The sequence below is a fragment of the Bradyrhizobium commune genome, assembly GCF_015624505.1.
GTDB lineage: Bacteria > Pseudomonadota > Alphaproteobacteria > Rhizobiales > Xanthobacteraceae > Bradyrhizobium > Bradyrhizobium commune.
Genome location: NZ_CP061379.1, coordinates 3097327 through 3119303 on the forward strand (window position 1 = coordinate 3097327; position 21977 = coordinate 3119303).

General features: G+C 64.5%; 25 protein-coding genes. 15 read left to right on the plus strand and 10 right to left on the minus strand.

Features of this window, described 5'->3' with window-relative positions:
• The first annotated feature begins 34 nt into the window (after window positions 1-34).
• The 3 genes from fliK to blaOXA all read left to right on the plus strand — a co-directional run bounded on the left by fliK (window position 35) and on the right by blaOXA (window position 2872).
• Window positions 35-1672, plus strand: a complete 1638-nt coding sequence (gene fliK, locus IC761_RS14715; RefSeq protein WP_195803921.1) for a flagellar hook-length control protein FliK — start codon at window positions 35-37, stop codon at window positions 1670-1672.
• Entirely contained in the window at window positions 1669-1932 is a 264-nt protein-coding gene (locus tag IC761_RS14720) for an EscU/YscU/HrcU family type III secretion system export apparatus switch protein (protein ID WP_195803922.1), read from the plus strand. Before fliK ends, IC761_RS14720 begins: the two co-directional genes overlap by 4 nt.
• A gap of 88 nt (window positions 1933-2020) precedes the next feature.
• Complete coding sequence (gene blaOXA / locus IC761_RS14725) at window positions 2021-2872, plus strand: class D beta-lactamase (RefSeq protein ID WP_438265124.1); 852 nt, start codon at window positions 2021-2023, stop codon at window positions 2870-2872.
• A 138-nt stretch (window positions 2873-3010) separates the two neighbouring features.
• Here the strand turns inward: blaOXA and IC761_RS14730 are convergent, their stop codons facing one another.
• Window positions 3011-3607 carry a hypothetical protein gene (locus IC761_RS14730; RefSeq protein WP_195803924.1) on the minus strand — a complete coding sequence of 199 codons (597 nt, stop codon included), beginning with the start codon at window positions 3605-3607 and terminating at the stop codon, window positions 3011-3013.
• A 161-nt stretch (window positions 3608-3768) separates the two neighbouring features.
• The gene (locus IC761_RS14735; RefSeq protein WP_195803925.1) at window positions 3769-4173 is read right to left on the minus strand and encodes a DUF4260 domain-containing protein; all 405 of its coding nucleotides are present in this window, start codon (window positions 4171-4173) and stop codon (window positions 3769-3771) included.
• A gap of 150 nt (window positions 4174-4323) precedes the next feature.
• On the opposite strand from IC761_RS14735, the gene IC761_RS14740 reads away from it, so the two are divergent.
• Window positions 4324-5856, plus strand: a complete 1533-nt coding sequence (locus tag IC761_RS14740; RefSeq protein ID WP_195803926.1) for an acyl-CoA carboxylase subunit beta — start codon at window positions 4324-4326, stop codon at window positions 5854-5856.
• Window positions 5857-5893: 37 nt separating this feature from the next.
• The gene (locus IC761_RS14745) at window positions 5894-6241 is read left to right on the plus strand and encodes a hypothetical protein (RefSeq protein WP_195803927.1); all 348 of its coding nucleotides are present in this window, start codon (window positions 5894-5896) and stop codon (window positions 6239-6241) included.
• Between the two features lie 26 nt (window positions 6242-6267).
• On the opposite strand, the gene IC761_RS14750 is transcribed toward IC761_RS14745, so the two are convergent.
• The 3 genes from IC761_RS14750 to IC761_RS14760 all read right to left on the minus strand — a co-directional run bounded on the left by IC761_RS14750 (window position 6268) and on the right by IC761_RS14760 (window position 7652).
• Window positions 6268-6735, minus strand: a complete 468-nt coding sequence (locus tag IC761_RS14750; RefSeq protein WP_195803928.1) for a hypothetical protein — start codon at window positions 6733-6735, stop codon at window positions 6268-6270.
• A gap of 17 nt (window positions 6736-6752) precedes the next feature.
• Window positions 6753-6905 carry a hypothetical protein gene (locus IC761_RS14755; protein WP_195803929.1) on the minus strand — a complete coding sequence of 51 codons (153 nt, stop codon included), beginning with the start codon at window positions 6903-6905 and terminating at the stop codon, window positions 6753-6755.
• 93 nt (window positions 6906-6998) lie between these two features.
• Window positions 6999-7652: a glutathione S-transferase family protein gene (locus tag IC761_RS14760; RefSeq protein WP_195803930.1), complete on the minus strand. Its 654-nt coding sequence runs from the start codon at window positions 7650-7652 to the stop codon at window positions 6999-7001.
• Window positions 7653-7848: 196 nt separating this feature from the next.
• On the opposite strand from IC761_RS14760, the gene IC761_RS14765 reads away from it, so the two are divergent.
• Together IC761_RS14765 and IC761_RS14770 are read left to right on the plus strand one after the other, a co-directional pair.
• On the plus strand, window positions 7849-8160 hold the full coding sequence (locus IC761_RS14765) for a twin-arginine translocation signal domain-containing protein (protein ID WP_195803931.1): 312 nt from the start codon (window positions 7849-7851) through the stop codon (window positions 8158-8160).
• A 74-nt stretch (window positions 8161-8234) separates the two neighbouring features.
• Window positions 8235-8477: a GCG_CRPN prefix-to-repeats domain-containing protein gene (locus tag IC761_RS14770; protein ID WP_195803932.1), complete on the plus strand. Its 243-nt coding sequence runs from the start codon at window positions 8235-8237 to the stop codon at window positions 8475-8477.
• A gap of 113 nt (window positions 8478-8590) precedes the next feature.
• On the opposite strand, the gene IC761_RS14775 is transcribed toward IC761_RS14770, so the two are convergent.
• The 3 genes from IC761_RS14775 to IC761_RS14785 form a co-directional block, all read right to left on the minus strand.
• Window positions 8591-8839 carry a GCG_CRPN prefix-to-repeats domain-containing protein gene (locus tag IC761_RS14775; protein WP_195803933.1) on the minus strand — a complete coding sequence of 83 codons (249 nt, stop codon included), beginning with the start codon at window positions 8837-8839 and terminating at the stop codon, window positions 8591-8593.
• Between the two features lie 219 nt (window positions 8840-9058).
• Window positions 9059-10063 carry an alpha/beta fold hydrolase gene (locus IC761_RS14780; protein ID WP_195803934.1) on the minus strand — a complete coding sequence of 335 codons (1005 nt, stop codon included), beginning with the start codon at window positions 10061-10063 and terminating at the stop codon, window positions 9059-9061.
• Window positions 10064-10229: 166 nt separating this feature from the next.
• Complete coding sequence (locus IC761_RS14785) at window positions 10230-10928, minus strand: ArsR family transcriptional regulator (protein ID WP_195803935.1); 699 nt, start codon at window positions 10926-10928, stop codon at window positions 10230-10232.
• Between the two features lie 164 nt (window positions 10929-11092).
• On the opposite strand from IC761_RS14785, the gene IC761_RS14790 reads away from it, so the two are divergent.
• The 3 genes from IC761_RS14790 to IC761_RS14800 are packed head-to-tail and all read left to right on the plus strand — an operon-like array spanning window position 11093 to window position 12636.
• Window positions 11093-11401, plus strand: a complete 309-nt coding sequence (locus IC761_RS14790) for an NIPSNAP family protein (RefSeq protein WP_195803936.1) — start codon at window positions 11093-11095, stop codon at window positions 11399-11401.
• A gap of 23 nt (window positions 11402-11424) precedes the next feature.
• Window positions 11425-11775 carry an antibiotic biosynthesis monooxygenase family protein gene (locus IC761_RS14795; RefSeq protein ID WP_195803937.1) on the plus strand — a complete coding sequence of 117 codons (351 nt, stop codon included), beginning with the start codon at window positions 11425-11427 and terminating at the stop codon, window positions 11773-11775.
• A gap of 51 nt (window positions 11776-11826) precedes the next feature.
• Window positions 11827-12636: an isocitrate lyase/PEP mutase family protein gene (locus IC761_RS14800; protein ID WP_195803938.1), complete on the plus strand. Its 810-nt coding sequence runs from the start codon at window positions 11827-11829 to the stop codon at window positions 12634-12636.
• Between the two features lie 49 nt (window positions 12637-12685).
• Here IC761_RS14800 and IC761_RS14805 read toward each other — a convergent pair whose 3' ends face one another.
• Window positions 12686-13087, minus strand: coding sequence for a hypothetical protein (locus tag IC761_RS14805; RefSeq protein ID WP_195803939.1), 402 nt, complete (start codon window positions 13085-13087; stop codon window positions 12686-12688).
• A 166-nt stretch (window positions 13088-13253) separates the two neighbouring features.
• On the opposite strand from IC761_RS14805, the gene IC761_RS14810 reads away from it, so the two are divergent.
• The gene (locus IC761_RS14810; RefSeq protein ID WP_195803940.1) at window positions 13254-13898 is read left to right on the plus strand and encodes a trimeric intracellular cation channel family protein; all 645 of its coding nucleotides are present in this window, start codon (window positions 13254-13256) and stop codon (window positions 13896-13898) included.
• A gap of 28 nt (window positions 13899-13926) precedes the next feature.
• Here the strand turns inward: IC761_RS14810 and IC761_RS14815 are convergent, their stop codons facing one another.
• Window positions 13927-15135: a c-type cytochrome gene (locus tag IC761_RS14815; RefSeq protein WP_195803941.1), complete on the minus strand. Its 1209-nt coding sequence runs from the start codon at window positions 15133-15135 to the stop codon at window positions 13927-13929.
• A gap of 281 nt (window positions 15136-15416) precedes the next feature.
• On the opposite strand from IC761_RS14815, the gene IC761_RS14820 reads away from it, so the two are divergent.
• From IC761_RS14820 to IC761_RS14835, 4 genes are all read left to right on the plus strand, one after another.
• Window positions 15417-18908 (plus strand): indolepyruvate ferredoxin oxidoreductase family protein, encoded by a 3492-nt coding sequence (locus IC761_RS14820; RefSeq protein WP_195803942.1) that lies wholly within the window; start codon window positions 15417-15419, stop codon window positions 18906-18908.
• A 285-nt stretch (window positions 18909-19193) separates the two neighbouring features.
• On the plus strand, window positions 19194-20147 hold the full coding sequence (locus IC761_RS14825) for a hypothetical protein (protein WP_246791517.1): 954 nt from the start codon (window positions 19194-19196) through the stop codon (window positions 20145-20147).
• A 264-nt stretch (window positions 20148-20411) separates the two neighbouring features.
• Window positions 20412-21569: a thiolase family protein gene (locus tag IC761_RS14830; protein ID WP_039147548.1), complete on the plus strand. Its 1158-nt coding sequence runs from the start codon at window positions 20412-20414 to the stop codon at window positions 21567-21569.
• A complete protein-coding gene (locus tag IC761_RS14835) occupies window positions 21569-21958 on the plus strand; it encodes a Zn-ribbon domain-containing OB-fold protein (protein ID WP_195803944.1) in 390 nt (129 codons plus the stop codon). Before IC761_RS14830 ends, IC761_RS14835 begins: the two co-directional genes overlap by 1 nt.
• The last annotated feature ends 19 nt before the right edge of the window (window positions 21959-21977 follow it).

The window sequence follows — 21977 nt, forward strand, 5'->3', positions numbered from 1 at the left end:
TAGGGTGGGGGCAGCGTTCTGCTGGGCCCTCAAAATGCCAACGCCGATAAGCTCGATCGTTCCCGTCAGTGCTGCCAGCCCTGTGGCTGATGCGGCGACGCCCGATCTCGTGCTTCAGGCCGGCAGCGTGGTCGACGCCAGGGTGGTCAGCGTGCTCGCCGACAATCTGGTGCGGATCGCGATTGCCAACCTCTCCCTCGACGTGACGTCCGAAGTCGCGCTCACGCCGGGCCAAAACCTTCAGCTCGCGGTGTCGCAGAACGACGGTACGATCCGGCTCGCCGTCGTCAATAGCGCAGGCGGGACGGCGGCCGATCAGGTGACGCTGACGCCCACGGCTGCGTCGCTGGTGGACAGTCCCTCGCTCGTGCCGTCCGCGACCGCGGCGCGCAATCCCCTGACGCCGTCGGAGCAAGTCGCCGTCACATTGGCCTCGGCTGAGGCTGTCACGAAGCAGGGCAGCCAGGCGCCGCTGTTCGCCAACCTCGCCGCGGTCGTCACCGGCAGCGATTTGCCGGCGGGACTGAAGCAGGCGGTGCTTGATGTGCTGACGCAGCAGACGCCGCTCAACACCGCCCTCGACGGCGCGGACATCGCATCCGCATTCCAGAAGTCCGGGCTGTTCCTCGAGGCTTCGCTGGCCGCAGGCGTGACGCCTTCATCGGGAGCAGTGCCGGACCTGAAGGCGGCGCTGCTGGTGCTGCGGCAAACTCTGGCGGCCGCTTCTGGCACGCTCGAGGCCGGCGTGCCGCAGACACCGGTGCAGGGCGCCGCACGACCGGCGAGCACCGCGGCCGCGCCGCAGGCCGCAACGACTGCGGCTCAAGTCTCGGCGACCGTACAGGCGGCCGCGCAGCCATCCGACGCGGAGGTCGCCCAACCAGCACAACTGCCGCGCGGCGCGGCGCTTGCAGCCGCCGTTCTCGCCGACCTCGCGACCGAAGCCCCGCAGGCGGCACTTCCGCGGACAGCGGCCGCGGGCCTTGCCGCGAGCCTGCTGCAAGAGGTCACGCAAAACCTGCCGCGCGTGATCGGCAATGTGCCGGGCTCCAACAAGGCCGTACCTGATGGCCATGTCTTCGAGGCGGCCGCGCGCACGACCACGCCGCCGCCGTTTCGCGGCGCGCTGCCACAGCCGCAATCCATCGCCTCGCCATCGCTTGCGCCGGACACGCCGCTCGCTGCCACCGTGCACCGCCTGCTCGACGACACCGATGCCGCGATCGCGCGGCAGACCTTGCTCCAGGTCGCTTCGCTTCCGGATCGCGTCGATGCCAGCGGGCACCGGATCGACCCGACCGTGCCGCAGTGGAATTTCGAGATCCCCTTCGCGACCCCGCAAGGCACCGCGATGGCGCAATTCGAGATCTCGCGCGATGGCGGTGGCGAGTCGGCCGATCCCGCCAAGCGGGCCTGGCGCGCGCGCTTCTCGCTCAATGTCGAGCCGACCGGCCCCGTGCACGCGCTGATCACGCTCAACGGCGACAAGACCTTCGTGCGGATGTGGGCGGAGCGGCCGGCGACCGCGCAACAGCTCCGTGCCGGCATCGGCGAGCTCAGCCAGGCCCTGACCAAGGCCGAGCTGAAGCCCGGCGACATCGTGGTGCGCGACGGCACCCCGCCGCAGCCGCTACCTGCCCGCGCCGGGCATTTTCTGGATCGCGCCACATGAGTGATGACTCCAAGCTCGCGATTGCGCTGCATTACGAGAAGGGGAGCGGCGCGCCTGTGGTCGTCGCCAAGGGCAAGGGCACGATCGGCGCAAAAATCGTCGAGATCGCCAAGGCGCACGACATCCCGATCGAGGAGAACGAGGTGTTGGCCGGCGCGCTGTCCAAGGTCGAGCTCGGCGAGGAGATCCCGCCGGACCTCTACAAGGCCGTCGCCGAGGTGCTGGTGTTCGTGCTGCGGCTGTCGGGCCGGGCGCGGTAGAGCATGATCCGGAAAAGTGTGTAGCGGTTTTCCGAAAAGATCATGCTCAAAAAATGCCCTGTCATCGTTTCAACACGATGGCGGCTGCATGGTCGTGCTATATTCCTCAATTCGACGGACGTTTCGCTTGCTGACCCGCCGCTTCACCCTCGGTCTTTTCGCCGCAGCCGCGGCGTTGCCGTCGCGTGCATTTGCCAACGTCGCGCCGCCACGCAACGAGATCCGCGAGAGCCTGGCGAAGCACTTTACCGATCTCGGCACCGCCGGCACCTTCGTCGGCTACAAGGTCGAGGACTATCTGATCGTCGCGAGTGACCGTGAGCGCTCGGGCGAGGGCAAGCTGCCGGCCTCGACCTTCAAGATCCCGAACTCGCTGATCGCGCTCGAGACCGGCGTCGTCGCCGACCCCGACAAGGACGTGTTTCCGTGGGATGGCGTGAAGCGGCCGATCGAAGCCTGGAACAAGGACCACACGCTGCGCAGTGCAATCGCTGTCAGCGCCGTGCCGGTCTATCAGGAGATCGCGCGCCGGATCGGGCAGGAGCGGATGCAGAAATATGTCGATCTGTTCGACTACGGCAATCGCGACATCGGCGGCGGCATCGATCAGTTCTGGCTGTCCGGCGCGCTGCGCATCGATCCGATCGAGCAGATCGATTTCGTCGATCGGCTGCGCCGTCGCGCACTGCCGATCTCCAAGCGCAGCCAGGATCTCGTGGCCGACATCCTGCCGGTGACCAAGGTCGGCGACAGCGTCATCCGCGCCAAGTCGGGATTGACCGGGCGCGAGCAGGGCTCGCTCGGCTGGATGGTCGGCTGGGCCGAGAAGGGCGAGGCACACACCGTGTTCGCGCTCAACATGGACTGTCCCGAACAGCGTCACATCGAGGCGCGCATGAGCCTGACGCAAGCCTGCCTTGCCGATATCGGCGCGGTCTGATTGTTGCGCGGACACAGAAGTAGGGTGGGCAAAGGCGCATAGCGCCGTGCCCACCATCTCTCCATACGATGAGCTGTTGGTGGGCACGCTTCGCTTTGCCCACCCTACGGCATCGCTGTCAATTTTGCGCGCGCGCCCTCACGCCTTGTCGGCCGGCTTCTTCGCCGTCAGCGCCTGGTCGATGGCAAAGCCGCCGATCTCGCTCATCGCCTGCGAGATCACGTCGCCCTTTCGTGCAAAGCCGCTGGAGAGATAGTCGAACTGGGTTCGCGCCAGCCGCAGCACCTCGATCGGCACGGAGACGACGGTTTCGTTGAAATTGTCGACGGAGGCGCGCAGGCTGTCGAGCTCGGTGGTGAGCTTGCCGATGTGGCTTTCCGCGTCCTGCATCAGGGCGAGCAGCTTGCTGCGCTCGGCGTCGAATGCGGTCCGTTCGGCCGCCGCCGCCGTGGTGACCTCGGCAAGCTGCGCGCGCAACGCCTCGATCTGGCTGACCATGGCATCGGAGGCAATCTCGGTAGCCACGCGCAGCTCGGTGCTGCGCGTGCTCTCTTCCTGCGCCTCATGAAAGAGCCGCTCGGCCGACATCGCCCGCTGCGCCAGCGACTCGATCAGCGCGGCCGCGCGCAGCAGCATCTCGCCGTTACGCCCCGACACCATGCTGGCCATGCGCCGCAGGAAGTCGACGGTTTCGGACGATGGGGTCGGCGGCAGGGGGACGACCGTGGCGGACATGGTGATACTTGCAGCCAGACGTGATGACCGCCGCCGTACCGACTGGGCTCACGCAACATTCGGCGCCTGATCGCTGGCTCGGAGCAAGCCTGAATCGCCTGAAACGGTCAACCGCCCCGCACGGGTAAAATCGCGGCAATCCCCGCTATCAAGCCCGGCGATCAGGCGTCCTTCTGCCGGCCGATCCGCCCGAGATGGGTGAAGCCGAAGCCGGCCGAATATTTCAGGCCATAACCGAGTGCCCGGTCGATGCCGATATGGGCAAGCCAGATCAAGGCGATGGACAGGGTGAGGGGCGAGGCGAAGCCGAACCCCAGCGTCATCAGCGTCACCGGCGCCATGTAGCTGTGGGCGGCATTGTAGGCCAGCGCACCGAATTTGGCGTCGGACAGATAGGCCAGGAAGCTCAGATCGGGCACCAGGAAGAGCAGCAGATAGACCGTCCAGGAGCCGCCCCAGGCCGCATAGAGCGCCGTCATCCCGGCGAACAGAGCGAGCCCCTCGAGCCGCAGCAGGGTCCTGACGCCGCCGGTCACCGCGCCGGTTTCGGCCATCGCTTGGTCCATCGTCGCCTCCCAGGCAAAACTTTGTAATTCCTTGCGCTTTCCCGCTGCCTCAGGGCAGCCCCTGCGGCGCCGAAAGCGGCTTCCCGGTTCGTAAAATGCCGTGTTAGAACCCCCGGCAATCGCATTTAGGCTAAGAACTGGCGGGAGCAAATGAAGAATATCCTGGACGCCCTTGAAGACCGTCGTGCCGGCGCAAAGCTCGGCGGTGGCGAGAAGCGCATCGAGGCGCAGCACGCCCGCGGCAAGCTGACCGCGCGCGAGCGCATCGAGCTGCTGCTCGACAAGGGATCGTTCGAGGAGTTCGACATGTTCGTCGAGCACCGCTCCACCGAGTTCGGCATGGAGAAGACCAAGGTGCCCGGCGACGGCGTCGTCACCGGCTGGGGCACGGTGAATGGCCGCAAGACGTTTGTCTTTGCCAAGGATTTTACCGTGTTCGGCGGCTCGCTGTCCGAGACCCATGCGCTGAAAATCACAAAGCTCCAGGACATGGCGATGAAGGCGCGGGCGCCCATCATCGGCCTCTATGATGCCGGCGGCGCCCGCATCCAGGAAGGCGTCGCCGCGCTCGCCGGCTATTCCTACGTGTTCCGTCGCAACGTGCTCGCTTCAGGCGTGATCCCGCAGATCTCCGTCATCATGGGCCCCTGCGCCGGCGGCGACGTCTATTCGCCGGCGATGACCGACTTCATCTTCATGGTGAAGAACACCAGCTACATGTTCGTCACCGGCCCGGATGTGGTGAAGACGGTGACCAACGAGGTCGTCACCGCCGAAGAGCTCGGCGGCGCCTCCGTGCACGCCACGCGCTCGTCCATTGCCGACGGCGCCTTCGAGAACGACGTCGAGACGCTGCTCCAGATGCGGCGCCTGATCGACTTCCTGCCGTCCAACAACACCGACGGCGTGCCGGAATGGCCGAGCTTCGACGACATCGGCCGCCTCGACATGTCCTTGGACACGCTGATCCCCGACAATCCGAACAAGCCCTACGACATGAAGGAATTGATCCTGAAGGTCGTGGACGAGGGCGATTTCTTCGAGATCGCGGAGTCCTTTGCCAAGAACATCGTCACAGGCTTCGGCCGCATCGCTGGCCGCACTGTCGGCTTCGTCGCCAACCAGCCGATGGTGCTCGCCGGCGTGCTCGACAGCGATGCCTCTCGCAAGGCCGCGCGCTTCGTCCGCTTCTGCGACGCCTTCAACATTCCGATCGTCACCTTCGTCGACGTGCCGGGCTTCCTGCCCGGCACCGCGCAGGAATATGGCGGCCTGATCAAGCACGGCGCCAAGCTGCTGTTTGCGTACTCGCAGTGCACCGTGCCGCTCGTGACCATCATCACCCGCAAGGCCTATGGCGGCGCCTTCGACGTCATGGCATCCAAGGAGATCGGCGCCGACATGAACTACGCCTGGCCGACCGCCCAGATCGCGGTGATGGGCGCCAAGGGCGCGGTCGAGATCATCTTCCGCTCTGACATCGGCGATCCCGACAAGATCGCCGCGCGCACCAAGGAATACGAAGACCGCTTCCTGTCGCCGTTCATTGCCGCCGAGCGTGGCTACATCGACGACGTCATCATGCCGCACTCGACGCGGAAGCGGATCGCAAGGGCGCTGGCGATGCTGAAGGACAAGAAGACGGAAATGCCGGCGAAGAAGCACGACAATTTACCGTTGTGAGCTATTTGTAGGGTGGGTTAGGTCCGATCAAAGTCCTATGACCGAAGACGATCCGACCGACGAAATCTCCGATATCGAGGTCCGGATCGAGGCGCTGGCCGAGATCGCCGAGCGCTGCCGGAAGTATATCCTGGCGTCCAAGATCGCCATCGGCAGCGGTGCCGCGCTGCTGTTGATCACGATCCTCGGCTTGCTGGGAACAGGTCAGACTGCCGCTCTCGGCTCGATCGCCCTGATCGTCGGCGGAATCGTCTCGCTCGGCTCGAACGTCAGCACGCTGCGGCAGACGGATGATTCCATTCGCGCGGCGGAAGCGCTTCGCGCGCAACTGATTGGCAGGATCAACCTTCGTGTGGTCGAGGACACGCCGATGAAGCTGGTGTGACGCGCTGGCTTGTGCCTTCGGCCGGCCTACTTGCACGCCGGGTAGCCGAAGCGCTTGATGATCTCGCTTCCCGAGATCGGATGAAATTCGAAGGTGTCCATGAAATGATTGTCGGTGACGTATTGGCGCAATGCGGCGTTATAGGTGCTGAGCATTTGCTGCGTGCGAACGGGACTGACAATTCCCTTTTTCATCGAGCCGCCCGAGTGAAACAGCAATGTGGCGCCGGGCGTGACGCAGACGTTGCGTATTGAAAGGAACATGGTGCAGGCGGATTGACAGTGGCTGTCGATGCGAAAGCGCTCGCCGGACGCGTTGTATTGCGCGATCACGTTCTGGAACTGCGCAAACACGGCTGGATTGGGAGCGCCGTAACCCATGCCGAGCGACGATACCGAGCCGTCGGCGTAGGCTGGCTGTCCCACCAGGCCGCAGGCGGTGTAAAGAATTCCAAGCGCTCCCAACCCACGCGCCAATCGCTGCCAGCTGTTCAAGGCGCTCTCCCGCCGCTTCACGCCGCAGCCTTGGGCGTCAGAACCTGCAATTCCGTGCGGCACTCGGCGGCGTAGGCCTGAAGTCGCTCGACGGTTTGCCTGTCGAGGATCGCCTTCGCCAGACGCTCGGCGCGAGCAAGTTGGTCTTTGAGATAATCGATGCGGGTCATGTCTCACCTTCCGCCTGGATGATTTGAAGGAAATTGCTTCGTTCCGTTGGCGGTGATCCTACGGCGAACGCCGGGTTAATTGTGTGCGTTCGATCACACTCCGCGCGCGGCATCTGCCGCGGCGAAGTGCGCCATCTGGTCGGCATGGGCCTTTGCGAAGGCCGGACGGGCGGTGGCGCGCGCGACATAGGCACGGCAGGCTCGGTGTCCCGACAGTCCATCGAACTTATCGACGACGCGCAGCACGTCCGACATCAGGATGTCGGCGACGGAGAAGGAGCCTGCGAGCCATTCGCGGCCCCCCAGCACCGTCTCCATGTGCTTGAGGCGGAGTTTGAGGAAGTCGTCGACGAACTTCACGGCAGGTGAACCATCGTCACTGCCGGTGAACTTGAACATCGTCCAGGGCAAGGCGGGCATCTCCACCGAATTGAGCGCGGCGAACACCCATTCGGTCGCCTCGCTGCGCCCGCGCGGATCAGTGGGTACCAGCTTCGCACTGAGTTCACCCAGATGCAGCAGGATCGCACCGCTCTCGAAGATCGAGAGGTCGCCGTCGGTCAGCCACGGCACCTGGCCGAACGGCTGGTGCGCGAAATGCGCGGCGTCCCGCGGGCCGAACGGCACGCTCGCGACGCGATAGGGCAACGCGGCCTCCTCAAGCGCCCAGCGCACGCGCAAGTCGCGCACGAATCCCCGCGGCATCTCGGGAACCCAGTCGAAAGTGGTGAGGGTGAGGTCGGCCATGCGGTGTCTCCGTGTTGTCTTAGGCCTAGGACGGATAAGGGCCGTGCGTTCCGACAACGGGACGAGATTGTTTGCAAGGTCCGCAGCGTGCCGCTGCCTTTGCAATGAACCTGAACGCGCGATTCAGCCGCAGTTCATCTCGTGACCGCGACACTTCGTCTCGCATCATACAACGCATGCCCGAGAGGAAGACGTCATGGAACGCCGCAATTTTCTCAAGCTCGCCATCGGTGCCGCGGCTGGCGCGGCCGCGTTGACGGCGGCCGCACAGGCCGCACCGCTGTCACCGCAACCGCTCAATGGCCCGGCCGTCGCGCCCGGCGTCGACGCCGAGATTCGCCCGGCCGTCACCAGCAGCGAGGAGATCGCGCAGCTGAAGCCGGAACAGGTGCGCTGGGGTCACTGGCACCACCGCCATTGGGGTTGGCATCACCGTCATTGGGGTTGGCGCCGCCGCCATTGGGGTTGGCGTCATCGCTGGCACCGCCGGCGCTGGCGTCACTGGTAGTCGCGTTCGTTTCAGCCGTTCGTAGTGCCCAACCGCCGCACGCTTTGCGGTTCATTGATGAGAAAGGAAGAGTCGTGAGAAAGATATTTGCTGCCTCTGCGCTCGTCATCGGCTTCGGCCTTTTCGGCCTTAGCGCGTCATCGGCGATGCCGCTTGCGCCGCTCGGCCAGGCGGCCTCGGGCGATACCATCCAGGTCGCCGGCGGTTGCGGCTGGGGCTGGCATCGCGGGCCCTATGGCGGTTGTCGTCCGATGTATAATTGCCCGCCCGGTTGGCATTCCGGTCCTTACGGCCGCCGCTGCTTCCGCAACTGGTAGGCTGAACGAAAAAGGGGATCGCGATCGCGATCCCCTTTTTGCTTGGCAGGTGCGTCACAGAGAAAATGGCCGCGCAGGCTTTCGCCGCGCGGCCACTTTGCAATGCGAAAAGCTCAGATCGGACGGCAACGGCCGTAGTACCAGCGGAAGCCATAGGGGCACACGCGCCCTGCAGGACGCACCACCACGACCGGCGCGGGGGCGGGCGCCACGACGACGACCGGAGGACGCCCGGCCATCGGACGGCAGCCACCATAGGGGCCACGATACCAGCCGGGGCCGCAGCCGCCCATGGCGCTGGCGGACTCGCTGAAACCGACGGCCGCACTGGCGAGCATCACGGCTGCGAACAGATATTTCATGAGGTCTTCCTTCTCGTCCTTGGAGCGGATTCTGGGGGCGGATTCTTGGGGGGAATTCTCGAGGGGCTCAGCGCTCGCGGCGCACAATGAATCAAAAGGCACGATTCGACACATTAAATTTTGGGAGGGAATGTGCCGACACGATGTGATCCAACTTGGCCAACATGACCTGAATGCGACATGAATGCCCGTGCTGCCTGAGGCGACAGGCCGGCGTCGCTAGCGGCCGAGAAAGCCCAGCACCAGCTCCCTGTACTTGTCCGGCGCCTCCAGGAACACGAGGTGCCCGGTGTCCGGAATCACCTCCGCGCGCGCGTTCGGCATCTTCGCGGCAAATGCTTTCGCGAGCTCGGCGTTCTGCCCCATTTTTGCGCGCAACGCCTCGGGCGCAAGCGGCCGGCCCGGCGCGTTGTGGTCGTCGGCGCCCATGATGAACAGCGTCGGCTCGGTGATGAGGGGAATCTCGTGCGCGACCGGCTCGCGATAGATCATCTGGCCGGAGGAGACGAAGGCGCGCAGCCAGCGCGGATAATCGGGGCTCCCCTTGATGTTGAAGCGGGCGTCGATGAACGGGGTGATCGCCTCAGGCGGCAGCTTGATCGCGTAATTGGTCTGGAGCTGTTTGCGGTAGCCGTCGGCGGTGAGCTTATCCTCGGCCTCGATGATTGTTTCGGTCGGTGTCGGCGGCACGTAGAGGCGGTAGTCCTCGAGCCCGATCGGGGCCGTCAGAACGAGGTGCGCGACGCGGTCGGGATAGGCTCGCGCGATGCGCACCCCGAGCATGCCGCCGAGCGAATGCGCGACGATCTCGGCCTTGTCGATCTTGAGGTGATCGAGCAGCGCCATGGTGTTGCGCGCCAGATTGTCGAAGTGCAGCTCGCCTTGCGGTTTGGAGGATTTGCCGAACCCGATCTGGTCGGGCACCACGACGCGGAAACCGGCCTCGCTCAGCATCTTGATGACCGGCGCCCAATAGCTCGAGGGAAAATTGCGTCCGTGCAGCAGCACCACGGTGCGGCCGTTCGGCTGAACTGGGGCGACGTCCATATAGGCCATGCTGAGCTGCTCGCCGTCGTTGACAACAGGCAGCAAGTGCACGGGATAGGGATAGGCGAAGCCTTCGAGCGCGATGCCGTAGGGTTCGCGCGGCGCGTCGGCGGCGCGGGATATAAACGGGATAGTAACAAGGGCGACAGCAAATGCTGCCGAGTAGATGCGGTTCATTGAGGTCTCCGTCATGCCCGGGCAAAAGCGCGAAGCGCGTCTTCGCGCAAGTGTCCCGGTCATCCACGTGCCAGCCGCAATAAAGACGTGGATGGCCGGGTCAAGCCCGGCCATGACGGCCGCGCGCATTCACACGCAAATGTGCGAAGTCACGCAACTTGCGTGATCAGTCCTGCCCGTTGCCGAACAGCGCGGCAAATTGCTTCTCGCCGGCGCGCGTAAAATTCACCACGCGGCTGCCGGGGGTGGCATCGCGCGCGGCCCATTTCAGTTCCGCGAAACGTTGCATCATGGCGGCGCCCAGCGTGCCAGCGAGGTGGTGGCGGCGCTCGCTCCAGTCGAGGCAGGCCTTGCAGACCGGGCGGCGCGGATGGGCAAGCATCTCGGGCGAGATCTGCAAATGTTTGGCGAGGAAGCGCTCGCCCTCAGCCGTCAGCTCGATCTCCTGCTTCTTCTGCTTGACCAGGCGACGATCGCGCAAGCTATCGAGCATCTGCACGCCGAGATCGCCGGCGAGATGGTCGTAGCAGATCCGCGCGCGCCGCAGCGCCGGGTCCTTCGGCCCGGTGCGCACGCGCATGTGGCCGGTGCGCGCGGCAAGCCCGGCAAGTCCTTCGAGCACGCCGGCGACGTCGTCGTCGGTGAGGCGATAATAGCGGTGGCGGCCCTGCTTCTCCGGCTCGACCAGCCCGCCGGCCTCGAGCTTGGCGAGATGCGAGCTCGCGGTCTGCGGCGTGATCCCGGCCTCCTGCGCCAGCTCGCTCGCGGTCAGCGCACGCCCGTTCATCAGCGCCGTGAGCATGTTGGCGCGAGCGGGGTCGCCGACCAGCGAGGCGACCATGGCGATGTCGGGTCCTGATTTCATGCTTCGATGGTAGCCGAAGCATCGTGGCCGGGCAAGCCGGTAATCTCTCATCACGTCGTCATTGCGAGGAGCGCAGCGACGAAGCAATCCAGACTGTCTCCGCGGTGGGATTCCTGGATTGCTTCGCTGCGCTCGCAATGACGGAGGAAACAGGAGAGCCCGTCATGTCCATCACCGTCTTCATCCGCTACCAGCTCGACCCCTTCAAGCGCGCGCAGTTCGAGGACTATTCGAAGCGCTGGCTCAGCATCATCCCGAAATGCGGCGGCGACCTGATCGGCTATTTCATGCCGCATGAGGGCACCAACAACATCGCCTTTGCGCTGATCAGCTTCGAGAGCCTCGCCGCCTATGAGGCCTATCGCGCGCGGTTGCGGCAGGATGCGGACGGCATGGCGAATTTCCATTTTGCCGAGGACAACAAATTCATCCTCGCGGAAGAGCGCACCTTCCTGCGCAAGGTGGTAGTGTAGGCCATCAACGAGAGGAGACGCCCATGATCGCCGTGATCTTCGAGGTCTGGCCCAAGCCGGAGCACCGCCAAACTTACTTCGATCTCGCGGCCGATCTGAAATCGATCCTGCAAACCATCGACGGCTTCGTCTCGGTCGAGCGTTTTGAAAGCCTGACCGAGAAGGGCAAGATTTTGTCGGTGTCGTTCTGGCGGGATGAGGCCGCCGTCGAGGCCTGGCGCAACACGATGGAGCACCGGCGCACCGAGGCCCGGGGCAGGGCGCAGATCTTTGCCGATTATCGCCTGCGTATTGCGAGCGTCATCCGCGATTACGGCATGAAAGATCGCGACGAGGCGCCGAAGGACAGCCGCGCCGTGCACGACGCGCACTAGCGGGCGCGTTGGCGCATCCCCATCTCTGCGCGGCCAACAAGGGAGAGAAACATGCACGTGACAACCGCTGACAAGCGCGCGACGTTCAGGAAGATGCACGAGAGCGGCTGCTTCATCCTGCCCAATCCGGTCGATGTCGGCAGCGCGAAAGCCTTGCAGCATCTCGGTTTCAAGGCACTTGCGTCGTCGAGCGCGGGCTTTGCCTGGACCATCGGCAAGGCCGACAATCGCGTCACGGTCGACGACGTCTGTCAGCATCTGGCAGCATTGAGCTCGACGGTCGATATCCCCGTCAACGCGGATTTCGAGGGCGGCTTTGCAGTCGAGCCGGACAAGGTCGCCGAAAATGTCGAGCGCGGTGTGCGCACCGGCGTCGCCGGCCTCTCGATCGAGGATTCCACCGGCGACAAGGACAAGCCGCTTTTCGACCGCGCGCTCGCGGTCGAGCGCATCAAGGCCTCACGCAAGGCGATCGGGGATAGCGGCACGCTTCTGGTTGGCCGCTGCGAGGCGTATCTCTGGGGCGTGACCGATCTCAAGCTCGTCATCGACCGGCTCGCCGCTTATGCGGACGCCGGCGCCGACTGCCTCTACGCGCCGGGGCTAAAGACGCGCGAGGACATCGCGGCGGTGGTGAAGGCTGTCGCACCAAAACCGTTCAATCTCCTGATCGGCGGCTCCGGCCTGTCGCTGAAGGAGGCCGAAGATCTCGGCGTGCGCCGCATCAGCGTCGGCGGCTCGCTGGCGCGCGCCGCCTGGGGCGGCTTCATGCGCGCGGCAAAGGAGATGGCGGAGAAGGGCACGTTCACGGAGCTCGGCAGCGGCTATTCCGGCGGCGAGCTCAACAAGATGTTCAGTTGAACGAAGAGCGGCGGGACCTTCATCCCGCCGCTCGCCTATCTCAACGCGATTACTGCGCCTTGGCGCCGTCAGACTTGGCCGCCGGTTCCGGCGCGGCCGGCTTGCTCGGCGCGGCACCCGTGGTCATCCCCGGCTCGGTGTTGTTGCGCGGCGTCACGTCACGCATACCGGGAGGGGCTGCCGGATTGGCAGGCGCCGTCTGCTGCGCCGTTTGCGACATCGGCGCGTTGCTTGCCTGGTTACTCGTGCTCGTATTGTTTAAGCCATAGAACACGGCGCCCAGCACCAGGGCGACAGCCACGGCGAACAGCGCGACCTTGCCGCTGGAGGCGGGGCCTTCGCCAAGCTCGGGGTCGACCTGGAGGTCGCCATCCCGGCGCGCCGCGCGAAGGTACTCATCGTCGGCGAGGTTCGGGCGATACGGATCGTTGGGAAAACGGTCGTCAGCCATCGATTGGGTCTCCTCGTTGATTGCGCGGGACAACCCGGAGATGCGAGATTCCGTTCCGTGTCCCTTATGTTTTCGTCGCATGTTGCCCTCACGTCAGGAATCGGGAACCTGTTAACTTGGGAACCGCGGACGTAAGTTCCATGGCGGGGAGCGAGGGAACAATTCGATGTGGAGCCTGCCGCCGAGCGATAGCGTGCTGCATCTTCTGGCGCTGGTCGCGCTCACGGCGCAAGGCATGACGGCGGCGCTTGCCGCCGGCCGGCGCAGCATGGACTGGCTCGGGGTCTGCTTCCTCGGCAGCATCACGGCGCTTGGCGGCGGCACGTTGCGCGATCTGCTGCTCGGGCATTATCCGCTGGTCTGGGTTGCGAACCCGATCTATCTCGTGCTTCCCGGCGTGGCGGCGCTGCTGACGATCCTGTTCGCGCGCCTCGTGCACCGGCTGAAGCTCGCCTTTATCGTGCTCGATGCGATCGGCCTTGTCGTCTTCACCATGACCGGCTGCGACATCGCCTGGCAGATGGATGTGTCGCTGCCGATCGTCATCGTCTCCGGCATGGTGACGGGCTGCGCCGGCGGCGTGCTGCGCGACGTGCTCTGCAACGAGGTGCCCCTGCTGTTTCGCTCGGAGCTCTATGCGACGGTCTCGGTGGTGACCGGCCTGTTCTATGCCACGGCGTTCGGATTGAACATCAACGCCGAACTCTGGACCATCCTGACCTTCGTGCTCGGCATCAGCCTCCGCCTGCTCGCGGTGCGCTACAAATGGGAAATGCCGAAATTCGTGTTTTCGGGGGATGAGGAGCGGTAGCTCTGTCCACGGGGGAGGCGGCGGTGAGCTACGGCTCCTTCCGCGCCTTCGCCACCTGCGCCGGCGTCACCATCGGCGCCGCATTGCCCCAGGAATTGCGGATGTAGTTCGTGACTGCCGCGACCTGCTCGTCGGACAATTGCCTGGCATAGGCCGGCATCTCGCCGGTGTTGGGCGCGCGCGGCGTCGTCACGGTGTGCGCGCCGTCGAGGATGACACGCAGGGTGGACGATGGATTGATCGATTGCAGCAGCGCATTGTCCGGCAACGGCGGATAGATCCGCGGGCTACCTGTGCCGTCGGCCTCATGGCAGGCGATGCAGAGCTTTGCGTAGACGGCCTGGCCCGCTTTCATCTCGGCATCGTCGGGCGGCGTCACGTTGGTCTCGCGTCGCGCCGGTGGCAGGCTCTTCAGGTAGATCGCAATCGCGCGCACATCGGCGTCGCTCATCTTCGACGTCGAATTGACGATCACCTCCGCCATCGGCCCGCCGGCATGGCTTTTGGCGTTGCGGCCGCTTTGCAGATATTCGGCAATGTCCGGTGCGCTCCAGGTCTGCAATCCGGTCCGTGCGGCGCCGTCGAGCCGTGGCGCGTACCAGCCGTCGAGCTCACTGCCCGACAGCGCCTGGGCCGTCTTGTCCGCGCCAAAATAGTTCTTCGGCGTATGGCAGGCGCCGCAATGGCCGAGCCCGGTGACGAGATAGCCGCCTCTGTTCCAGGCCGCGCTCTTGCCCTGGTCGGGCTCGAACAGGCCGGGTGTGAAGAACAGAAGGTTCCAGGCCCGCATCAGGCCGCGATAGCCGAGCGGCCAGCGCAGCTCCGGCGGCTTGTTGCGGCTCGCGACAGGCGCGAGCGTACCGAGATAGGCCCGGATCGCCAGCGTGTCGTCCTTGGTCATCTTCGTGAAGTAGGGGTAGGGGAAGGCCGGGTAATAGAGCGAGCCGTCCGGCGCGGTGCCAAAGCGTACCGCGCGGGTGAAATCGGCATCACTCCAGGCGCCGATCCCGGTGTCGCGATCCGGCGTCAGGTTCGGCGCATAGATCGCGCCGAAGGGCGTGTCGATCCGTTTTCCGCCGGCGAACGGTTTTGCCGGATCGGCGGTGTGGCAGCCTGCACAGTCGCCGGCCTCGACCAGCGCCTTGCCGTAGGCGATCAGCTCCGGCGACGGCTCGGCCGCCACGGCGGCCCGTGCAACCGCACCGCACAACAGCGCAACAGCCAGAATCGTCCGCATCACAAGGCCTCTCCTGTGACCAATCATTGAGTGCCGGATCATAGCGGCGTCACGTCGTTTCGCGATGGCGGGGTATGGTGACACAAATTGAAAATCCGCAATGCGATTCCAGCCACGAAATTGCGTTTTTTTCCCGCCGCCGCGCGAGGCCCAGATTTGTGATGCGGAGCATGAAATATCCGACATAGAGTGGCGAAGGTGGTCGGCGCGCCCTAGCTAAAAACAACGGGCAGGCAACGGCTTAAGCAGCCAAACGCTCAAAAGGGCGGAAGAGGACAACAATGGGCATCAACCAGGGTCCGATCAGTCTCGATCAGAAATACACCCAGGACACCGGCCACGTCTTCACCACGGGCATCCAGGCGCTGGTCCGCCTGCCCATGGCCCAGATCCGGCGCGATCGCGCCAACGGGCTGAACACCGCGGGCTTCATCTCCGGCTATCGCGGCTCGCCGCTCGGCGGCTACGACCAGCAGCTCTTCGCCGCCCGCAAGCATCTCGAACAGTACAACATCAAATTCCAGCCCGGCGTGAACGAGGACCTGGCGGCAACTGCCGTCTGGGGCTCGCAGCAGCTCAACCTCTCGCCCGGCGCCAAATATGACGGCGTGGTCGGCATCTGGTACGGCAAGGGCCCCGGCGTCGACCGCTGCGGCGACGTCTTCCGGCACGGCAATACTGCCGGCTCGGCCAAGAACGGCGGCGTGCTGTGCCTCGCCGGCGACGACCACGGCGCAAAGTCCTCGACCGTTCCGCATCAGTCCGACCACGCCTTCATCTCCGCGCTGATGCCGTATCTCTATCCCTCGAGCATCCACGAGATGATCGAGATGGGCCTGCTCGGCATCGCGATGTCGCGCTATTCGGGCTGCTGGGTCGGCATGAAGGTGATCACGGAGACGGTGGAGACCACCGCCGAGATCGACCTCACCGACGAGATGAAGCCCTTCATTATTCCCGCCGATTTCGAGCTGCCGCCCGGCGGCCTCAATCTGCGCTGGCCGGACGACCGCTTCGAGCAGGACCGCCGCCTCCAGGACTACAAGGGCTTTGCCGCGATCGCCTTTGCCCGCGCCAACAAGGTCAACCGCGTCACGATGGACAGCCCGAACGCCCGTTTCGGCATCATGGCGTCGGGCAAGAGCTATGAGGATGTCCGCCAGGCGCTGCGCGAGCTCGGCATCACGGAGGAGGTCGCCGCAAAAATCGGCCTTCGCCTCTACAAGATCGGCATGCCCTGGCCGCTGGAGCCGGAAGGCGTGCGCCAGTTCGCCGTCGGCCTCGAAGAGATCTTCATCGTCGAGGAACGCCGCGAGATCGTCGAGAACCAGGTCAAGCAGGAGCTGTTCAACTGGCGCGACGATGTGCGTCCGCGCATCGTCGGCAAGATGGACGAGCACGACAAGCGCTTCCTGACCTTCGCCGCCGAGCTGAGCGTTGCCTCGCTTGCGACCTCGCTGACCGAGCGGCTGCTTCGACTTAATCTCAATCCTGAGATCGCGGAGATGCTCCGCGTCAAGGCCGACTGGTTCAACGGCCGTCAGGCCACCCAAATGCAGGCGGTCGCGCCTGTCTCCCGCACCCCGTATTTCTGCTCCGGCTGTCCCCACAACACGTCGACCAAGGTCCCCGAAGGCAGCCGGGCGCTCGCCGGCATCGGCTGCCACTTCATGGCGCTGTGGATGGATCGCTCGACCGAGACCTTTACCCATATGGGTGGCGAGGGCGTGCCGTGGGTCGGCATCGCGCCCTTCACCAACGAGAACCATATTTTTGCGAATCTCGGCGACGGCACCTATTTCCACTCCGGCCTTCTCGCCATCCGCCAGGCGGTGGCCTCCAAGACCAACATCACCTACAAGATCCTCTACAACGACGCTGTCGCCATGACCGGCGGCCAGCGCCATGACGGCGATCTCTCGCCGCAGCAGATCACCTTCCAGCTCCACGCCGAAGGCATCCGCGAGATCTATCTCGTCTCGGAGGCGCCCGACACCTATCCAACCGACACCATCGCGCCCGGGGTGAAGAAGTATCACCGCGACGAGCTCGACAACGTCATGAAGATGTGCCGCGAGTTCAAGGGCACCTCCGCGATCGTGTTCGTGCAGACCTGCGCCGCCGAAAAGCGCCGCCGCCGCAAGCGCGGCCTGATGGAGGATCCGGCGCGCCGCGTTATGATCAACCCGGCGGTCTGCGAAGGCTGCGGCGACTGCTCGGTGCAGTCGAACTGCATCTCGGTCGAGCCGCTGGAAACCGAGTTCGGCCGCAAGCGCGCCATCAACCAGTCGTCCTGCAACAAGGACTATTCCTGCCTGAAGGGCTTCTGCCCGTCCTTCGTCACCGTCGACGGCGGCGCGCCGCGCCACCGCGCACCTAGCGAGCTCGCCGACATCGGCGCGCTGCCCGAGCCGGCCTCGCGTCCGGCGCTGGACAAGCCCTACAACATCGCGGTCGGCGGCGTCGGCGGCACCGGCGTGCTCACCATCGGTGCGCTGCTCGGCATGGCCGCGCATATCGAGGGCAAGGCCTCGATGATCCTCGACATGTCGGGGCTTGCGCAAAAAGGTGGAGCGGTGCTGAGCCACGTCCGCCTGTCGGATCATCCGGCGGAGGTGACCTGTTCGCGCATCGTCACCGGCACGGCCGATCTCGTACTGGCCGCCGATGAAGTGGTCGCTGTGGCAAAAGACACGATCTCGCTCTGCGATTCCGGCCGCACCCGCGGCATCATCAACAGCCACGTCATCCCGACCGCCGACTTCGTCCTGAACCGCGATTTCAACTTCCAGACCCGCAAGCTGAACGGGCTCCTGGAAACGGCGCTTCACAAGGACTCCGTGTTCTTCGATTTCACCAAGCCGGCGGAGCAGCTGCTCGGCGACAGCATCGCCACCAACATGATGATGATGGGCTACGCCTATCAGAAGGGGCTGTTCCCGCTGTCGGCGGAATCGATCGAGCAGGCGATCGAGGTCAACGGCGTCTCGATCAAGATGAACAAGGAAGCCTTCCGCCTCGGCCGCCTCGCGGTCGCCGATCCCCAGCGTCTTGCCGACATGCTGAAGGGCACGGACGAGGTCGTTGCGCCCAAGACCTTGGACGCCATGACGCTCGACGAGGTCATCGAGCATCGCGCCAAGCATCTCACCGCCTATCAGAACGGTCGCCTCGCCAAGCGCTATCGCAAGCTGGTCGACCAGGTCCGCGACGCCGCGGCGAAGGGCGGCTATGGCGAGGCGCTGCCGCGGGTGGTCGCGATCAACTACGCAAAACTGCTGGCCTACAAGGACGAATACGAGGTCGCGCGGCTCTTCACCGACGGCGCCTTCGCCCAGCAGCTCCGCGACCAGTTCGAGGGCGACTACAAGTTCAGCTTCAATCTCGCCCCGCCGATCCTCAGCCGCGGCGTCGATGCGCTCGGTCGCCCGAAGAAGCGCGCCTTCGGCCCGTGGATGCTGAAGGTGTTCGGCGTGCTGGCCAAGTTCAAGTTCCTGCGCGGCACCCCGCTCGACATTTTCGGCCGCAGCGCCGACCGCAAACTCGAGCGCGATCTGATCGTGGGCTACGAAAAGGACGTCGCCACGGTGCTCGGCCTGTTGTCGCCCGTCACGGCCGACACGGCGGTTGAGCTCTTGTCACTGCCCGACCGCATCCGCGGCTATGGCCCGGTGAAGGAGAAGGCGGTGGCGGACGCCAAGGTCCGTTACGCCCAGCTCGCCGCGGACCTCGCGAGCCCGCCGCCGGCGCCAAGGCAGATCGCGGCGGAGTAAGGGCTTCGTAGGGTGGGTTAGCCTTGCGGACTGCGCGAAGCGCAGATCGCTGGGCGTAACCCACCATTCGGCCTCCATGTGGGATAACAAAGAGGTGGGTTACGCTGTCGCTAACCCACCCCACAGGTCTGCGTTTGACAAAAGTTGTGCCTGCGCGATACGAACAACCTTCGATAGTGAAGCGCGGCGGGTGATGCGGTCGTGCGCTATGCGGGGCGGCGATCGATGTCGTTGCGCGGTGGTTTGATTGTCTTGGTGGCCGTCGGCCTTTTGGCGGCGTTGGGGATGTATTGGCATCAGCATGACATCGAACGCGTCATGCGTGACGGCTATGGCACTACGGGCAAAATCACGTCCGCCGAAGCCGTCTCGAACCGATTTCCGTTCGTGTTCGACGGCGTCTGGCCCCGTTTTGTCGACGAAAATCTGTCGATCGGACTGCAATGGACCGGAAAGGACGGCGTTCAGCGCGAGCGCAAGGGGATCGCAGTCAGTGCCGCCTATGCGGCGCGGATCACGGTTGGCAATCAGCTCAGGCTCGTGACGGTGCCCATTCAGGCCATTGACGACGATTCATCGCTTCCGGTGATCGTCGAAGATCTCGACGACCATCTGAGCCACATCCGATCTACCTCCAGATTCATGCTGGCGGGCGCAGGCATCAGCGCCATCATCCTGCTGCTCGTGATCGGATGGCAGACATGGGCGGCGCGTCGAAGCGGGCCGGGGAGTGCAGCAATCGCCGCCGGATCGCGGCGGCCGTTTCCTTTCGTCCTCGGGATCCTGACCGCCGTGATGGTTCTGTTCGGCGGCTACATGCTGGTGAATTCCTATGTCGAGCAGAGCACGTTGAAGGAGATCCTCGACCATGGCGACGAAGTCACCGCCGATCTCACGCGCGCCTATGGTGAAGTGAACAAGGCCGGTGACGCGCCGAGCTATCTCGTCACGCTGGCGTGGACCGACAAGAACGGACGACAGCAGAGCTACGGCCCGACCCATGTCAGCCCAGGCTTCTGGCAGAAGATCACGCGGAACGGCGTCCAGACCGTCAGGCAGACCAGGATCCGCTATCTCTCGGGCAGGCCGGATGCGCGGCCTCTGATCGTCGACGACGCGGCCGAAGCCCAATATCAGAACAGCTTTGGCGTGAAGGGCGGCGCTGTCTTCCTCGTCTTCGGCCTGATCCTCGCTGCGGCGACCGCGTTCCGCTATCGCGCGCGTCCGGGCATGGCCTAATCGCGCGAGATGGGTGTCGGTTGGGTTAGATGAGCCTGCCTTTCGATTTCCTGTTTGAAATCAATCGCCGTCCTACTGTGCATGGGGTTGTTTTCGATAAAACGAAACCCGCTTGCATCGTCGGGCAAAACACCTTTAGGATTTGGCTGTCGCATCCGTCATTGCGAACCCCTCTCGCCCGACGGAATATTTCCGCGCTTGCCAATCAGGTCCGTGCGGTTCAGAAAAACCGAGCAAAAAGAAACGCGAGCGGAGACCTCTGTTTTGACCATCAAGGGCAAGGCCTATATTGCCGGGATCTACGAGCACCCGACCCGGCATGCGCCGGACAAATCCACCGCCCAGCTCCACGCCGAGGTCGCCAAGGGCGCGATCGAGGATGCCGGGATCAGCAAGGACGACGTCGACGGCTATTTCTGCGCGGGCGATGCGCCGGGCGGCGCCTGGCCGATGGTCGATTATCTCGGCCTCAACACCAAGAAGCTGCGCCATGTCGATTCCACCGAGACCGGCGGCTGTTCCTACATCATCCATCTCGGCCATGCCGCGGAAGCGATCGCGGCGGGCAAGTGCTCGATCGCGCTGATCACGCTCGCCGGCAAGCCGCGCACCGGCGTGATGCCGCCGCGTGCGGCCGGCGCGGAAGCCGATTTCGAGTCCGCTTATGGCGCCACCACGCACAATGCCTATGGCATGTGTGCCATGCGCCACATGCACGACTATGGCACCACCTCAGAGCAGCTCGCCTGGATCAAGGTCGCAGCCTCCCATCACGCGCAATACAATCCGCATGCGATGCTCAAGGACGTCGTCACCGTCGAGGACGTGCTGAATTCGCCGATGATCTCCGATCCGCTGCATCGCATGGATTGCTGCGTCGTCTCCGACGGCGGCGGCGCACTGATCGTGACGACGCCGGAGATCGCCAAGAGCCTGAAGAAACCGCTGGTCAAGCTGATCGGCCATGGCGAGGCGATGAAGGGCCCGCGCGGCGGCAAGGATCTCGATCTCACTTACTCAGCGGGAATCTGGTCCGGCCCGCGCGCCTTCGAGGAAGCCGGTATCACGCCGAAGGACATCAAATACGCCTCGATCTACGACAGCTTCACCATCACCGTGCTGATGCAGCTCGAGGACCTCGGCTTCTGCAAGAAGGGCGAGGGTGGCAAATTCGTCGCCGACGGCAATCTCATCTCGGGCGTCGGCAAGCTTCCGTTCAACACCGATGGCGGCGGCCTGTGCAGCAACCATCCCGTCAATCGCGGTGGCATGACCAAGATCATCGAGGCGGTCAGGCAGCTGCGCGGCGAGGCGCATCCGAAAGTGCAGGTCAAGAATTGCGATCTCGCCATCGCCCATGGCACCGGCGGCCTTCTGGGCGTCCGCCACGCGGCCTCGACGGCCATTCTGGAGCGCGTGTGATGAGTGAAGCGAAAAAGTATCCGGCCCCGGTAACGAACCCCGAGACCGCGGCGTTCTGGGACGCGGCGAAGCAGGGCAAGTTCATGATCAAGCGCTGCACCGCCTGCGGCGAAGCGCATTACTTCCCGCGCGCGATTTGTCCGTTCTGCTACTCCGACAAGACTGTGTGGGAGGAGAGCTCGGGCGAGGCCACGATCTACACCTACAGCCTGATGCGGAAGTCGCCGACCGGCCCTTACGCGATCGGCTACGTCACGCTGAAGGAGGGGCCATCGCTCCAGACCAATTTCGTCGATTGCGATCTGGAGAAGCTCAAGATCGGCCAGAAGGTGAAGGTGGTGTTCAAACCCACGGATGGCGCGCCACTGCCGTTCTTCACGACGGTCTGACGTTTTCTTCCCTTCTCCC

Coding starts and splice junctions, on each gene's coding strand:
- IC761_RS14785 (WP_195803935.1), bottom strand. CDS start 10,928: ATGAAATCAGGACCCGACATCGCCATGGTCGCCTCGCTGGTCGGCGAC.
- IC761_RS14795 (WP_195803937.1), top strand. CDS start 11,425: ATGATCGCCGTGATCTTCGAGGTCTGGCCCAAGCCGGAGCACCGCCAA.
- IC761_RS14790 (WP_195803936.1), top strand. CDS start 11,093: ATGTCCATCACCGTCTTCATCCGCTACCAGCTCGACCCCTTCAAGCGC.
- IC761_RS14805 (WP_195803939.1), bottom strand. CDS start 13,087: ATGGCTGACGACCGTTTTCCCAACGATCCGTATCGCCCGAACCTCGCC.
- IC761_RS14730 (WP_195803924.1), bottom strand. CDS start 3,607: ATGTCCGCCACGGTCGTCCCCCTGCCGCCGACCCCATCGTCCGAAACC.
- blaOXA (WP_438265124.1), top strand. CDS start 2,021: ATGGTCGTGCTATATTCCTCAATTCGACGGACGTTTCGCTTGCTGACC.
- IC761_RS14815 (WP_195803941.1), bottom strand. CDS start 15,135: ATGCGGACGATTCTGGCTGTTGCGCTGTTGTGCGGTGCGGTTGCACGG.
- IC761_RS14800 (WP_195803938.1), top strand. CDS start 11,827: ATGCACGTGACAACCGCTGACAAGCGCGCGACGTTCAGGAAGATGCAC.
- IC761_RS14820 (WP_195803942.1), top strand. CDS start 15,417: ATGGGCATCAACCAGGGTCCGATCAGTCTCGATCAGAAATACACCCAG.
- IC761_RS14825 (WP_246791517.1), top strand. CDS start 19,194: ATGTATTGGCATCAGCATGACATCGAACGCGTCATGCGTGACGGCTAT.
- IC761_RS14755 (WP_195803929.1), bottom strand. CDS start 6,905: ATGACCCGCATCGATTATCTCAAAGACCAACTTGCTCGCGCCGAGCGT.
- IC761_RS14765 (WP_195803931.1), top strand. CDS start 7,849: ATGGAACGCCGCAATTTTCTCAAGCTCGCCATCGGTGCCGCGGCTGGC.
- IC761_RS14775 (WP_195803933.1), bottom strand. CDS start 8,839: ATGAAATATCTGTTCGCAGCCGTGATGCTCGCCAGTGCGGCCGTCGGT.
- IC761_RS14835 (WP_195803944.1), top strand. CDS start 21,569: ATGAGTGAAGCGAAAAAGTATCCGGCCCCGGTAACGAACCCCGAGACC.
- IC761_RS14810 (WP_195803940.1), top strand. CDS start 13,254: ATGTGGAGCCTGCCGCCGAGCGATAGCGTGCTGCATCTTCTGGCGCTG.
- IC761_RS14780 (WP_195803934.1), bottom strand. CDS start 10,063: ATGAACCGCATCTACTCGGCAGCATTTGCTGTCGCCCTTGTTACTATC.
- IC761_RS14720 (WP_195803922.1), top strand. CDS start 1,669: ATGAGTGATGACTCCAAGCTCGCGATTGCGCTGCATTACGAGAAGGGG.
- IC761_RS14760 (WP_195803930.1), bottom strand. CDS start 7,652: ATGGCCGACCTCACCCTCACCACTTTCGACTGGGTTCCCGAGATGCCG.
- IC761_RS14735 (WP_195803925.1), bottom strand. CDS start 4,173: ATGGACCAAGCGATGGCCGAAACCGGCGCGGTGACCGGCGGCGTCAGG.
- IC761_RS14745 (WP_195803927.1), top strand. CDS start 5,894: ATGACCGAAGACGATCCGACCGACGAAATCTCCGATATCGAGGTCCGG.
- IC761_RS14740 (WP_195803926.1), top strand. CDS start 4,324: ATGAAGAATATCCTGGACGCCCTTGAAGACCGTCGTGCCGGCGCAAAG.
- fliK (WP_195803921.1), top strand. CDS start 35: ATGCCAACGCCGATAAGCTCGATCGTTCCCGTCAGTGCTGCCAGCCCT.